The organism is Kocuria sp. CPCC 205260, from assembly GCF_040981045.1.
In the GTDB taxonomy this organism is placed as follows: Bacteria; Actinomycetota; Actinomycetes; order Actinomycetales; family Micrococcaceae; genus Kocuria; species Kocuria palustris.
On record NZ_JAVKPT010000001.1, the window covers coordinates 110,619 to 123,389 of the forward strand.

The 12,771-nt window shown below is 71.2% G+C and carries 11 protein-coding genes; 2 read left to right on the top strand and 9 right to left on the bottom strand.

Features of this window, described 5'->3' with window-relative positions:
• Nucleotide 1 precedes the first annotated feature (1 nt).
• The 8 genes from leuA to hrcA all read right to left on the bottom strand — a co-directional run bounded on the left by leuA (nucleotide 2) and on the right by hrcA (nucleotide 9,562).
• Nucleotides 2-1,756 carry a 2-isopropylmalate synthase gene (leuA, locus tag RF645_RS00465; RefSeq protein ID WP_137802343.1) on the bottom strand — a complete coding sequence of 585 codons (1,755 nt, stop codon included), beginning with the start codon at nucleotides 1,754-1,756 and terminating at the stop codon, nucleotides 2-4.
• A 256-nt stretch (nucleotides 1,757-2,012) separates the two neighbouring features.
• Nucleotides 2,013-3,551, bottom strand: a complete 1,539-nt coding sequence (locus tag RF645_RS00470) for an LCP family protein (protein ID WP_368818365.1) — start codon at nucleotides 3,549-3,551, stop codon at nucleotides 2,013-2,015.
• A 42-nt stretch (nucleotides 3,552-3,593) separates the two neighbouring features.
• Nucleotides 3,594-4,646, bottom strand: coding sequence for a GTPase Era (locus RF645_RS00475; protein WP_137802344.1), 1,053 nt, complete (start codon nucleotides 4,644-4,646; stop codon nucleotides 3,594-3,596).
• A 67-nt stretch (nucleotides 4,647-4,713) separates the two neighbouring features.
• The gene (gene ybeY, locus RF645_RS00480; protein ID WP_171004124.1) at nucleotides 4,714-5,220 is read right to left on the bottom strand and encodes an rRNA maturation RNase YbeY; all 507 of its coding nucleotides are present in this window, start codon (nucleotides 5,218-5,220) and stop codon (nucleotides 4,714-4,716) included.
• A complete protein-coding gene (locus tag RF645_RS00485; protein WP_249933811.1) occupies nucleotides 5,217-6,236 on the bottom strand; it encodes a PhoH family protein in 1,020 nt (339 codons plus the stop codon). The genes ybeY and RF645_RS00485 overlap by 4 nt, the downstream gene beginning before the upstream one ends.
• A 282-nt stretch (nucleotides 6,237-6,518) precedes the next feature.
• Nucleotides 6,519-7,283 carry a 16S rRNA (uracil(1498)-N(3))-methyltransferase gene (locus RF645_RS00490; protein ID WP_368818366.1) on the bottom strand — a complete coding sequence of 255 codons (765 nt, stop codon included), beginning with the start codon at nucleotides 7,281-7,283 and terminating at the stop codon, nucleotides 6,519-6,521.
• Nucleotides 7,284-7,293: 10 nt separating this feature from the next.
• Entirely contained in the window at nucleotides 7,294-8,448 is a 1,155-nt protein-coding gene (gene dnaJ / locus RF645_RS00495) for a molecular chaperone DnaJ (RefSeq protein WP_368818367.1), read from the bottom strand.
• A gap of 100 nt (nucleotides 8,449-8,548) precedes the next feature.
• A complete protein-coding gene (gene hrcA, locus RF645_RS00500; RefSeq protein ID WP_368818368.1) occupies nucleotides 8,549-9,562 on the bottom strand; it encodes a heat-inducible transcriptional repressor HrcA in 1,014 nt (337 codons plus the stop codon).
• Between the two features lie 196 nt (nucleotides 9,563-9,758).
• Here hrcA and RF645_RS00505 point away from each other — a divergent pair, with 196 nt between their 5' ends.
• Together RF645_RS00505 and RF645_RS00510 are read left to right on the top strand one after the other, a co-directional pair.
• Nucleotides 9,759-10,625 (top strand): DUF3097 domain-containing protein, encoded by an 867-nt coding sequence (locus RF645_RS00505; protein ID WP_024290501.1) that lies wholly within the window; start codon nucleotides 9,759-9,761, stop codon nucleotides 10,623-10,625.
• Between the two features lie 147 nt (nucleotides 10,626-10,772).
• Nucleotides 10,773-11,366: a DUF4870 domain-containing protein gene (locus RF645_RS00510; protein ID WP_368818369.1), complete on the top strand. Its 594-nt coding sequence runs from the start codon at nucleotides 10,773-10,775 to the stop codon at nucleotides 11,364-11,366.
• A 117-nt stretch (nucleotides 11,367-11,483) separates the two neighbouring features.
• On the opposite strand, the gene hemW is transcribed toward RF645_RS00510, so the two are convergent.
• Nucleotides 11,484-12,728, bottom strand: coding sequence for a radical SAM family heme chaperone HemW (gene hemW / locus RF645_RS00515; protein ID WP_368818370.1), 1,245 nt, complete (start codon nucleotides 12,726-12,728; stop codon nucleotides 11,484-11,486).
• Nucleotides 12,729-12,771 lie beyond the last annotated feature (43 nt).

A 12,771-nucleotide genomic window follows, 5' to 3' on the forward strand; every position in this document is an offset into this window, starting at 1 on the left:
CTCAAGCCTCCTGGGACGCCGCGCGGGCCGCCCGGTTGACCGCCGAGACGACGGCCTTCAGCGACGAGCGCGTGGTCGAGGAGTCGATGCCCGCACCCCACAGGACCTTCTCCCCCACCGCGAGCTCGACGAACGAGGCGGCGTGGGCGTCCGAGGCGGCCGAGAGCGTGTGCTCGGAGTAGTCGAGCAGCCGCAGGTCGACTCCCTCTGCGCGCAGGATCTGGATGAGGGCGTCGATGGGGCCGTTGCCGCTGGCGGAGCGCTGGCGCGCGGCGCCGTCGATCTCCAGGCCGAGGTCCAGGCGAGTGTCGCCGTCGTCCTCGGAGTGCGTGCTGATCGAGGTGAGGCGGTAGCGGCCCCAGCGGTTGCCCTCGTGATCGGCAGGCAGGTACTCGTCCTGGAAGATCTCCCAGATCTGCTCGCCGCTGATCTCGCTTCCGCTGTCCTCCGTGTGGCGCTGGACCACGCCGGAGAACTCGATCTGCGCACGGCGCGGGAGGGTGAGCCCGCGCTCGGTCTTCAGGAGGTAGGCCACGCCGCCCTTGCCGGACTGCGAGTTCACGCGGATCACGGCCTCGTAGGAACGGCCCAGGTCCTTGGGATCGATCGGCAGGTACGGCACGGCCCACTCGAGCTCCTCGACCGAGACGCCCTGGCGCTGGGCATCGGCCTGCATGGCGTCGAAGCCCTTGTTGATCGCGTCCTGGTGCGAGCCGGAGAAGGCCGTGAAGACCAGGTCGCCGCCGTACGGGGAGCGCTCGGGGACCGGAAGCTGGTTCGCGGTCTCCACGGTGGAGCGGATGTGGGCGATGTCCGAGAAGTCGATCATGGGATCCACGCCCTGGGTGAGCATGTTCAGCCCCAGGGTCACCAGATCCACATTGCCCGTGCGCTCGCCGTTGCCGAAGAGGCACCCCTCGATGCGATCCGCCCCGGCCAGGTAGCCCAGCTCGGCGGCGGCCACGCCGGTGCCGCGATCGTTGTGCGGGTGCAGCGACAGGATCGTGGAATCGCGATGGTACAGGTTGCGCGTCATCCACTCGATCGAATCAGCGTAGACATTGGGGGTCGCCATCTCGACGGTGGCCGGCAGGTTGAGGATCATCTCGCGGTCGCCGCCGATCTCGAAGGTCTCGGCGACCTCGTTGGAGATCCGCGCCGCGAACTCGAGCTCGGTGCCGGTGAACGACTCGGGCGAGTACTCGTAGACGATCCTGGTGTCGGTCGTGGCCGCGAGCTGCTCCTCGTACTTCATGCACAGGCGCGCACCCGTCAGGGCGATGTCGACGATCCCGTCCTCATCCGAGCGGAACACCACCCGGCGCTGGAGGACCGACGTCGAGTTGTAGAGGTGCACGATCGCCTGCGGGGCGCCGGCGATGGCCTCGAACGTGCGCTGGATCAGGTGCTCGCGCGACTGGGTCAGCACCTGGATCGAGACGTCCTCGGGAATGCGGTCCTCGTCGATGAGGCGGCGCACGAAGTCGAAGTCGACCTGCGAGGCGGACGGGAAGCCGACCTCGATCTCCTTGTAGCCCATCTTCACGAGCAGCTCGAACATCATCAGCTTGCGCTGGGAGTCCATGGGATCGATCAGGGCCTGGTTGCCGTCGCGCAGGTCGACGGCGCACCAGCGCGGGGCCTGGGTGATCGTGCGGTCCGGCCAGGTGCGATCCGGCAGCGAGAACGGGATCTGCTCGTGGAAAGGACGGTACTTGTGCGTGGGCATTCCCGAGGGCTGCTGGCGATTCTGCATGAGTGGAACCTGTCTCTCTCGCCGCGCGGGAGCGCCGGGCGGCAGGGGTGCGGAGCGGATCGGGCCGGGCATGGCAGACGCCGCAGCGGGATCCGGCCCTTTCCTGGCGATCTCGACGTCCGAGCGACCGTGAGGTCGGGGACGGGATCCGGCCAGGATCAGGACCCGCTGCGGCAGATCAGCAGTAGCTTCGCGGCCGTGCACATGCTCCTGACCGTATCACCACGCGAGAGCCGCCCGCGCACCGCCTGAGGCCTCACTGCTGGCAGGTGAACTGCTCCGCAGTCTGGCCGCTGTACTCGTCCGGGACCTCGGCATCGACGTCCATGATCTCCCCCTGGGCGAAGTCCTCGCCGACCGTCAGCGAGAGGCCGCTGAGCAGGTCGTCGCCGGGGGCGATCTGCGATTCGGGGATGCCGAGCTCGTCGGCGACCTGCTCCGCGGCGCCCTGCCAGCCCATGGCGTAGTGCAGCTGGGTGCCCGGCAGGTCCTCCTCGGACTGCTCGCCGAGCTCGGCGAGGTCGTAGCCAGCCTCGCCGAGCCGGTCGACGAGCTCCTGGTCCCGATCCTCGGCGCCCGAGGCGTTGTTCACCGTCACGGGCACCGTGTCGGGGCTGAAGGCCGCGCCCGTGGGCTCGGCGGCCGCATTCCCGGTGGGTGCGGCGGTGGCTGTGGCACTGGCGCCGGCCGAGGCCGACGGGGATGCGGAGGCCTCCGGCTCACCGTCCTCGGTCAGGGAGCCGTCCTGGCGCAGGACCTGGAAGAGCTCCTCGGCCGGCTTCTCGTCGAGCTGCAGGCGGTTGGGGTCCTGGGGGTAGACCTCGGAGGGCACCGAGACGAACACCACCCGCGAGAGGTCCACGTCCGCCAGCTCCCCGGCCAGCCCCACGATGCGGGTCACATTGCCGAGCTGCTCGTCCACGTGGAGGTTCTGCGTCATGACATCGGCGATGTCGTAGAGGGCAGGGATGTTGCTCAGCGTGCCCTCGGCCTTGAGCTTGCGCGCCAGCGAGGACATGAACTGCTGCTGCGAGCGGATGCGGGACTCGTCGCCGCCGTCGCCGAAGGCCGCCCGGGAGCGCAGGAAGGCCAGGGCCTGCTCGCCCTCGACCGTGGAGGTGCCTGCCGGCAGCTCGAGCCCGGATTTGGGGTCTTCGACCTCGTGGTTCACGCAGACCTCCACGCCGCCCACGCTGCGCGACAGCTCGGTCACGGCGTCGAAGTCGGCGAGCATGAAGTGATCGATGCTCAGGCCGGTGAGCTCATTGATCGCTGCCACCGTACAGCCGGGGCCGCCGTTCTCCCCCGCCGAGTTGAGCATGGCGGCATCCTGCGCAGGGTAGGTCTTTCCGCTCTCCGGGTCCGTGCACTCGGGGATCTCCACCATCAGATCGCGGGGGAAGGACACGACCGTGACGTCCTCGCGGTCCTCCGAGATGTGGGCCAGCATCATGACGTCCGTCTTGCCGCCGCCGTTGCCCTCCTCGACCTCCCCGTAGCGGGAGTTCCCCTCACCGGCGCGGGTGTCCGAGCCGAGGATGAGGATGTCGGTGGCCCCGGAGTCCTCCGCCTCTTCCTGCCCCAGGTTCAGCGGGCTGGTGACCAGGTTCTGCTGCAGCTTGAAGATGCTCAGCCCGCCGATGCCCACCACGACGGCCAGAAGCATGGCCGCGATGATCAGTCCCCAGCGCCGCCCCTCCGGCGGCGCGGACGCGGCACTCCAGTGACGACCGAGCTGCTCCGGCTCGGTGGTGCGCTCGTCGGCTGCTGCGTCATCTCGGGGGTGTGTGCTCACGTGCTCTGTTCCGGTCGATCTGGGGGGGTGGCCTCGGGGCTTTTAGAAGCCGAGCCGTGACATCTGCCGCGGGTCGCGCTGCCATTCCTTGGCCACCTTCACGTGCAGGCTGAGGTAGACCCGGGTGCCGAGCAGCCGCTCGATCGAAGCACGGGACGTGGCGCCGATCTCGCGGAGGCGGGCCCCTTGCTTGCCGATCACGATGGCCTTCTGCGACGGGCGCTCCACATACAGCGAGACGTGCACGTCCAGCATGGGATCGTCCTCGGGCCGGTCCTCGCGCGGGATCATGTCGTCGCACACGGCAGCCAGGGAGTGCGGCAGCTCGTCGCGCACGCCCTCCAGGGCCGCCTCGCGCACGAGCTCGGCCACGAGCGTCATCTCCGGCTCGTCCGTGAGGTCGCCGTCCGGGTACAGGGGCGGGGAGATCGGCATATGCGAGATCAGCAGCTCGGCCAGCTCCTCGAGCTTGAAGCTGTCGACCGCCGAGACGGGGATGACATCGGCGAATCCGATGTCCTCGGGCACCGGAGTCGGCGTGTAGTCGCGCCCGCGCTTCCTGGCCCTGATGGCCTGACGGCGCTGGAACTCCACGTGCTCCGCGGTGAGCACCTCGCGACCCATGGCCTCCACGGCCATGAGCTGCTCGGCGAGCTCCCCGCGATCGACCTTGTCCGCCTTGGTGATGATCGCGACGATCGGCTTGCGCCCAGCACTGGCAAGCTGCTGGGCGATGAAGCGGTCGCCGGGGCCGATCTTCTCGTCCGCCGGGATGCAGATGCCCAGGACGTCGACCTCGCTGAGGGTCTCGCTCACGAGCTCGTTGAGCCGCTCCCCCAGCAGCGTGCGCGGGCGGTGGACCCCCGGCGTGTCGACGAGCACGAGCTGGCCGCTGTCCCGGTGCACGATCCCGCGGATGGTGTGGCGCGTGGTCTGCGGGCGGTTGGACGTGATCGCGATCTTCTCGCCGACCAGCGCATTGGTCAGCGTGGACTTGCCGACGTTGGGCCGTCCCACGAAGACGGCGAAGCCCGCGCGCGTCTGTGCGGGGTCATCCCACTGCGCGGGGCCGCCGGTCCGGGTTGTCTCGCTCATCTTCAGGTGCTGCTCTCAGGTGTCGTGGTGAGGACGGGATGGCCGCTGCGTTGCGCTCGGCGGCGGTTCAGCGGATGGTCTCGGCGGGGGCCTGCCGGCCCAGGAAGCCGCTGAGCAGCTGTCGCTGCAGGGCGAACATGGTCGTGCGCTCGTCGTCCTCGGCATGGTCGTGGCCGAGCAGGTGCAGGATGCCGTGCACGGTCAGCAGGGCGAACTCGTCCTCGGTGCTGTGCCCGGCCTCGGCGGCCTGCCTGGCGGCCACCGGCGGGCACAGCACGATGTCCCCGAGCACGCCCTCGGTCGGCTCCTGGGCGGTGCCGGCGCGCAGCTCGTCCATGGGGAAGGACAGGACGTCGGTGGGCCCGGGAAGATCCATCCACTGCACGTGCAGCTCGGACATCTCGTCCTCGTCGACCACGGCGATCGACAGCTCGACGGACTTCGACAGGTGCAGCTCGCGGAAGCAGTGCTCGATCAGCTCCCGCTGCCGCGCCGGGACGTACGCCTCCCAGCTGGCGCGATCGGCGGCCGTGGCGTCCTCCGGCAGCGGGCGGATGTCGAACTCGACGCTCATGCGTCCTCCCCCTGCCGCTCCTGTGCGTCCTGCGACGTCCCGCGCTGGGCTGCGGCCTCACGACGGGCGTCCTTGCGCTCGCGGCGCTCCTGGCGCCGGCGGTTGGTCACGCCGAAGACCTCGTAGGCATCGACGATCCGCCCCACCAGCTCGTGGCGCACGACATCGTCGCTGGTCAGCTCCGGGAAGGCGATGTCCTCGACGCCGTGGAGGATGTGCTCGACCTGGCGCAGGCCCGAGGATGTGCCGCCGGGCAGGTCCACCTGGGTGATGTCGCCGGTGACCACGATCTTGGAGCCGAAGCCCAGGCGCGTGAGGAACATCTTCATCTGCTCGGGCGTGGTGTTCTGGGCCTCGTCGAGGATGATGAAGGAGTCGTTGAGCGTGCGCCCGCGCATGTAGGCCAGCGGGGCCACCTCGATGGTCCCGGCCTCCATGAGCTTGGGAATCGCGTCCGGGTCGAGCATCTCGTGCAGGGCATCGAAGAGCGGCCGCAGGTAGGGGTCGATCTTCTCGTTGAGGGAGCCGGGCAGGAAGCCCAGCCGCTCGCCGGCCTCGACCGCGGGACGCGTGAGGATCAGCCGCGAGACCTCCTTGCGCTGCAGTGCCTGCACCGCCTTGGCCATGGCCAGGTACGTCTTGCCCGTGCCGGCCGGGCCGATGCCGAAGGTCACGGTGTGGTCGTCGATGGCGTCCACGTAGAGCTTCTGGTTGATCGTCTTGGGGCGGATGGTGCGCCCGCGCGAGCTGAGGATGTCCTGGTTCAGAGCGCTCGAGGGCCGTGCCGCCGCATCCCTGCCCAGGATGCCCATCAGCTGCGCGATCACCTGCGGGGTGACGAGCGTCCCCTGGGAGGCCAGGGCTCGGATCTCCTCGAGCAGCGCGACGACGACGGCGACGTCCTCCGCGCGGCCGTCGACCGAGACGGTGAGGTCGTGGGCGCGCAGATGGGTGCCCGGACGGGCCAGCTCGATCTGGGTCAGCGCGGAATCGGCCTGGCCGATGCTGCGCACCATGGTCTCGCGGTCGTGGAAGACGACGGTGCGCCGCACGCGCTCCTGCTCCGGGGACGTGTCCTGCGCGGGTGCCCCGACGGGACGCTGCGGGTCCGCTTCGGTGTCCGAGAGGGTGCTGTGATCCATGGTGAGGGCCGTGTGGCCGCTGCCGCCTTCCGTTGCGCTGCGCGTGGTCTGCTCCGCACGGGAGGCTGCAGCTGGTGCAGGCCGAGGTGCGGTTCGAGGGCCCATGCTATCGCGCCGGTGCGACGCGCCGGCGGGCGGCTGTGCCGCCGTGGATGCTCACCAGCGCCCGAGAGCGCAGGACAGCACGGCCACGGCAGCGGCCCCTGCCGTGGAGGAGCGCAGGACCTCCGGGCCCAGCAGCATCGGCTGAGCCCCGGCCTGCACGAAGCGCTCGAGCTCGGTGTCCGAGACGCCGCCCTCCGGGCCCACGATCAGCCCGATCCCCTCCAGGTCCTCGTGGGACGCGAGCTCCGGAAGCAGCTCGGTGAGACGCTGCTGCGCGCTCTCGTGCAGGACCAGCCAGCGCGTGCCCGGCGCCTCCTCGATGAGCCGGGCCAGCGAGGAGCTCGTGACCGGCTCGCGCAGCTGCGGCCAGCGAGCCCGTCGGGACTGCTTGGCCGCCGAAGTCAGGGCGGACTCCCACTTGGCCAGCTGCTTGGCCTGGCGCTCGGGGCGCAGCTTGGCGATCGAGCGCTCGGCCTGCCACGGGATGACGGCCTCGACGCCGAGCTCGGTGCAGGACTCGACGGCCTGCAGATCACGGTCGCCCTTGGCCAGGGCCTGCACGAGGACCAGCTCGGGGCTGCGCGCCGGCTCCTCAACGGAGTCCTCGACGCGCAGCTCGATCCGGTCGCCGGCGGCGCTCACGACGCTGCCGGTGACCCGCAGCCCGCGGCCGTCGACGAGCTCGAGCCGCTCGCCGGTGCTCAGGCGCCGCACGGTGGCGGCGTGGCGGGCCTCAGGGCCGCTGAGCACGATCTGCTCCCCCGCGCCGGCGCCGAGCATCTCGGTCTCGGCGAGGAAGACGGGCAGCGTGGTCATGTCCGGCGCCTCACTGATCCGCGAAGCGGTCGCGCAGCCGCGAGAAGAACCCGCCGCCGCCCCCGCGCTCCTGCGTGCGGCTCACGGCGGTTCCGGTGTGCTGCTCCTCGCCGCGCAGGGAGGCCAGCCGGGTGAGCAGCTCGCGCTGCTCGCCGGTGAGGTCCTCGGGGGTCTCGACCTCCAGGTGCACCACCAGATCGCCGCGCTCCCCGCTCTGGCTGCGCAGGCGGGTGGAGCCCAGGCCCTCGACCCGGCGGGTCTGACCCGACTGGGTGCCTGCGGGGATCGAGATCTCCTGGGGGCCGTCGAAGGTGTCGAGCTTGAGGGTGGTGCCCAGCGCGGCCGAGGTCATGGGGATCTGCACGGTGACGTGCAGGTCGTCGCCGTCGCGGGTGAACGTGGGGTCCTGGGTGACCTTGGTCTCCACGTACAGGTCGCCGCTGGGGCCGCCGGCCACGCCGGCCTCGCCCTGCCCCGACAGGCGGATGCGCACTCCGCTGCGCACGCCGGCGGGGATCTTGACGTTCAGCGGGCGCTTGTCGCGCACGCGCCCGTGGCCGTAGCACTCCTGGCACGGGGACTTGATGACATCGCCGTAGCCGCGGCAGGTGGGGCACTCGGCCACGGTCATCACGGTGCCCAGGGGCGAGCGGATGGGCTGGCGGACCTGGCCCTGGCCGCCGCAGTCGGTGCACTGCTCGGGGTGGGTGCCCGGCTGGCAGCAGGTGCCCTGGCACTCGGGGCACACGACCGCGGTGTCCACCGTGATCCGCTTCTGGGTGCCGAAGACGGCCTCCTGCAGGGAGACGTCCACGGTGATCAGGGCGTCCTGGCCCTGGCGCGTGCGGGACTTGGGGCCCTGGGCTCCGCCGCCCTGGAAGAAGGCGTCGAAGATGTCGCCGAAGCCCCCGAACCCGCCGCCGCCGAAGCCGCCTCCGCCGAAGCCGGACTCGCCGTTCTCATTGCCGGTGGCGTCGTAGATGCGCCGCTTCTCCGGGTCGGAGAGGACGTCGTTGGCGTGGGAGACGCGCTTGAACTCATCGGCGGCATCCGGCGACGGGTTGACGTCCGGGTGCAGCTGACGGGCCTTCTTGCGGTAGGCGCGCTTGATCTCCTCGGCGGAGGCGTCCCGGGACACGCCCAGGGTCTCGTAGTGATCGCTCACAGGTCGTTCCGTCCTCGTCATCTCTGGGATTCGTGGTCTGCGCGCCCCTCGCCGGGCGCATGGCCGGGCTCGAGGAGAGCGCGAGTCTGTTCGGTGCGGCTCAGCTGGGCAGCGAGCGCGAGAGGTAGCTGGCCACGGCGCGCACCGCCGCCATGGTCTGCGGGTAGTCCATGCGGGTGGGACCCAGCACGCCGAGCTTGGCCCTGCGCTGCGGACCGTATCCGGTGGCGACGACAGAGGTCTCGACCAGCGGGTCCGACGAGTCCTCCGCGCCGATGCGCACGGCCACCCCGCGCTCGTCCTGCTCCATCTCCGAGAGCAGCTGCAGGAGGGTGACCTGCTCTTCGAGCGCCTCCAGCACGGGGCCGATGCTGCGGCGGAAGTCGTCGGTGGACTGGGCCAGGTTCGCGGTGCCTGCCAGCAGCATGCGCTGCCCGGACGCGCTGTCCAGCACGGCGGCCACGGCCGCGGCCGCCGCCTCCAGCAGGGGCTGCTCGGCCGGGGGCGCCTGCTGGGCCGCGGCCATCACGGCCGCACCGGCTCCGGCCAGCGGATGCCCGACGACCGCGCCCAGCAGCCTCGCCCGGGCATCCAGGACGACGGACTCGGCCACCGGCTCGGGCATGCGCAGCATCCGCTGGGAGACCCGGCCGTCGGTGGGGATCACGACCAGCAGGACCTGGTGCTCGTCCATGCGCACCAGCTCCAGGTGCCGCAGCGCGGCCGAGCTCACCGACGGGTACTGCACGACCGCCACCTGGTGGGTGAGCTGCGAGAGCAGGCGCACCGTGCGCTCCATGACGTCGTCGATGCCGTCGGCGCCCTCGAGCAGGGTCTGGATCGCGCGGCGCCGGGCCGGGGTCAGCGGCTGGACCGCCGCGATCCGGTCGACGAACTCGCGATACCCCTTGGCCGTGGGGATCCGACCCGAGGAGGTGTGGGGGGCCATGATCAGGCCCTCCTCCTCCAGCACGCCCATGTCGTTGCGCACGGTCGCCGAGGACACGCCGAGGGCGTGGCGCTCGACGAGGGCCTGGGAGCCCACCGGCTCCCGGGAGTGGACATAGTCCTCCACGATGGCCTGCAGGACCTGCAGTCGCCGGGGGTGATCCATGTTCCGCTCCTTCCTGCGCTGTGCGTGCTCGCTCGGAGGACCATTCTGGCACTCGGGGGCACACACTGCTAAGCCAGTGTAGGCGGGCTCACGCCTCCGCGCTCGCACCGGGGCATTGGTACGCTCGCCGCTGATCCGCCCGGAGGCGCCCCCTCCGGCGCACCGCACCACCACGTCCGTCGATCTGGAGGCCTCCATGCCCCCTTCGTCCTGGGGACCGCGCTCCCTCAGCGACCTGTCCGCCTCGAACCGCCCGCCCGAGCCGCGTCAGCTGCCGGTGGCCCGCGGCATGGTCCTCGAGGAGTTCGAGACCGGCTGGGTCGGGGCCGTAGTGCGTCTGGAGACGATCGGCGGCATGCGCGTGCTCAGCCTCGAGGACCGTCGGGGCAGGATCCGCAGCTTCCCCCTGGGACCCGGCTTCCTCTTCGAGGGCGAGCCCGTGATCGCGGCCGAGCCTCAGCGCCGCAGCGCCCCCAAGGCTCCCGCGCGCACCCGCTCCGGGTCGGTCGAGGTGGAGGGCTTCCGCGCCCGCACGGCCCAGGCCTCCCGCATCTGGGTCGAGGGCAAGCACGACGCCGAGCTGGTCGCGAAGGTCTGGGGCCACGACCTGGCGGTCGAGGGCATCGTGGTCGAGCCGCTGCACGGCGTGGACGATCTGGCCGCGGCCGTCGCGGAGTTCTCCCCCGGGCCGTCGCGGCGCCTGGGCATCCTGGTCGATCACCTGGTCGCAGGCTCCAAGGAGTCCCGGATCGCCGAGCAGGCCATGCGGGTGCCGTCCGCCCCCGGCAACGTGGCGGTGCTGGGCCACCCGTACATCGACATCTGGCAGGCCGTGAAGCCCAGCGCCATGGGCATCCGCGCCTGGCCCGAGGTGCCGCGCGGGATCGATTGGAAGACCGGGATCTGCCGCGGACTGGGCTGGCCGCACGAGACCCCCGAGGACATCGGACGGGCCTGGAGCTCGATCCTCTCCCGCGTGGACACCTACGCCGATCTGGAGCCGGCGCTGCTCGGGCGCGTCGAGGAGCTCATCGACTTCGTCACGGTCCCCGGCAGCGCCTGAGCAACCCGTCACACGGGGCCTCGCACGAAGCCCTCGGAGGCCGTCAGCGGCTAGACTGTGCAGGACCCGAGCGCCTCCCCGACCCCCAGGGGACCTGCGGCGCCCGCACGACCGGCCCTGCCGGTCACACGACCTCGAAGGTGGACAGTGGCCGTCTCCAGCAGCAACCCCCAGCGTCTCAGCGACTCCGGTGCCGAGCCGGACGACCTCGGCTCCGACGACCAGGCGGCCCTGGCGCCGAACGAGTACGAGGGGCTCAGCGCACAGCCCGGTCCGGTCTCCGTCTCGGACGATCAGCAGCTGGCCACGCTGACGCACATGCTCGGAGTGGTCGGCTGCGTGCCCAGCATGATCATCCACCGCTGGGCCAGGGGCCGCGCCCGCTTCACCGAGCAGGAGTCCCTGGAGGCCGCCAACTTCACGCTGCTGCCCACCCTCGTGGTGATCGCCGGCGCGCTGCTGGCCTTCATCCCGTGGGTCGGCTGGATCTTCGCCATCCTGGCCGCCGCAGCCTGGCTGATCCTCGCCATCTCCTCGGTCGCCGCAGCCGTCTCCGCCAACTCCGGGCGTCCGTACCGCTACCGCCTCAACTGGTACCTCTACGACGCCCTGGCCAGCCGACGCCAGGAGCGCCGCCGGGAGCGCGAGACCTCCGGTCCGGTCACAGCCCAGGGCCAGGTCGTCACCCCCAGCGGCCGCACCGCTGATGCCCCCGAGCCGGGTGCCGGCGCGCAGAACTGACCCGGACGCCCCGCGGCACGCGCAGAGGGCCCCGCTTCGGCGGGGCCTTCTGCATGTCAGCCGCAGGTGTGCCCGGCCGTGGACCGGCCGTTCCGACGGGTCCGAGAGCCCTGCGGCTCAGTCGACGAGCAGCCGCCGCACCACGGCGTCCCCGAGCAGGCGGCCGCGCAGCGTGAGCACGAGCCGGCCCTTCAGCGCGCTGCGGCCGTCGATCAGCTCCTCGGCCACCAGCCCCGCGATCTGCTCGCGCCCCTCCGGACGCAGCGCCGTCAGCGGCATGCCGTCGGCGATGCGGGATTCGAGCATCACGCGCTCCATGTACCGGGTGTCGTCGTCGAGCTGCTCGCGGCCCACGGCGGGAGAGAGGCCCCTGCGCACCGTCTGCGCGTACGGCATGGGGTGCTTGCGGTTCCACCAGCGCACGCCGCCCACGTGGCTGTGGGCGCCGGGGCCGACGCCCCACCAGTCCTGGTTGTGCCAGTAGGCGAGGTTGTGCGTCGAGCGGTTCTCCAGCGCGCTGCGCCCGCCCGCGACCCGGGACCAGTTGGAGATCTCGTACCACTCGAAGCCTGCCTCGGAGAGCATCTGCTCGGCGATCCCGTACTTCTCCGCCTGGTCGTCCGGGTCCACCGGGTCCACGTCGCCGCGGCGCATCTGCGCCGCCATGCGCGTGCCGTCCTCCACGATCAGGGAGTAGGCGGAGAGGTGGTCCGGCTCCAGGGAGATGGCCTGGCGCAGCGACTCCCTCCAGTCCTCGGGCGACTCCCCCGGCGTGCCGTAGATCAGATCCGTGCTCACGGACAGCCCGGCCTCCTTGGCCCACTGCACGACCCTCGGGACGTTCGCGGGATCGTGGGTGCGCTCCAGGGTGCGCAGGACGTGCGGCACCGCGGACTGGACGCCGAAGGACACGCGGGTGAATCCTCCGTCGGCCAGCGTCTGCAGGTCCTCCCGGGTCACCGAGTCGGGGTTGGCCTCGGTGGTGACCTCCGCGCCCTCCAGCAGACCGAAGCTCCCGCGGGCGCTGTCCAGGATCTCCACGAGCGCCGAGGACGCCAGCCGGGTGGGCGTGCCCCCGCCGAAGAAGACGGAGTGCAGTCCGCGGCGCGCCGCCCCGGAGCGCTCGAGCGCCTCGCGGGCGAACTCGATCTCGCGCACGGCCTCGAGGTGGTAGGCCGCCTGCGAGACGTCGGGGCCCAGCTCCAGGGCGGTGTACGTGTTGAAGTCGCAGTAGCCGCAGCGCACGGAGCAGAACGGCACGTGCACGTACAGGCTCAGGGTCCGCTCGTCGCTTCCGTGAGCGGCGGTCTCCGGGAGCAGCCCGTCCTCCGGAGGGGTCTCGCCATCGGGCAGAGAGGGCATCTTCATCCTTCGAGTTCTACTTCAGGTTTGGATTATTCGCATG

What these genes read in the sequence shown, in the direction of transcription:
- leuA (WP_137802343.1), bottom strand. Translation starts at nt 1,756, where the DNA reads ATGCAGAATCGCCAGCAGCCCTCGGGAATGCCCACGCACAAGTACCGT.
- RF645_RS00475 (WP_137802344.1), bottom strand. Translation starts at nt 4,646, where the DNA reads ATGAGCGAGACAACCCGGACCGGCGGCCCCGCGCAGTGGGATGACCCC.
- ybeY (WP_171004124.1), bottom strand. Translation starts at nt 5,220, where the DNA reads ATGAGCGTCGAGTTCGACATCCGCCCGCTGCCGGAGGACGCCACGGCC.
- RF645_RS00485 (WP_249933811.1), bottom strand. Translation starts at nt 6,236, where the DNA reads ATGGTGCGCAGCATCGGCCAGGCCGATTCCGCGCTGACCCAGATCGAG.
- RF645_RS00490 (WP_368818366.1), bottom strand. Translation starts at nt 7,283, where the DNA reads ATGACCACGCTGCCCGTCTTCCTCGCCGAGACCGAGATGCTCGGCGCC.
- hrcA (WP_368818368.1), bottom strand. Translation starts at nt 9,562, where the DNA reads ATGGATCACCCCCGGCGACTGCAGGTCCTGCAGGCCATCGTGGAGGAC.
- RF645_RS00505 (WP_024290501.1), top strand. Translation starts at nt 9,759, where the DNA reads ATGCCCCCTTCGTCCTGGGGACCGCGCTCCCTCAGCGACCTGTCCGCC.
- hemW (WP_368818370.1), bottom strand. Translation starts at nt 12,728, where the DNA reads ATGCCCTCTCTGCCCGATGGCGAGACCCCTCCGGAGGACGGGCTGCTC.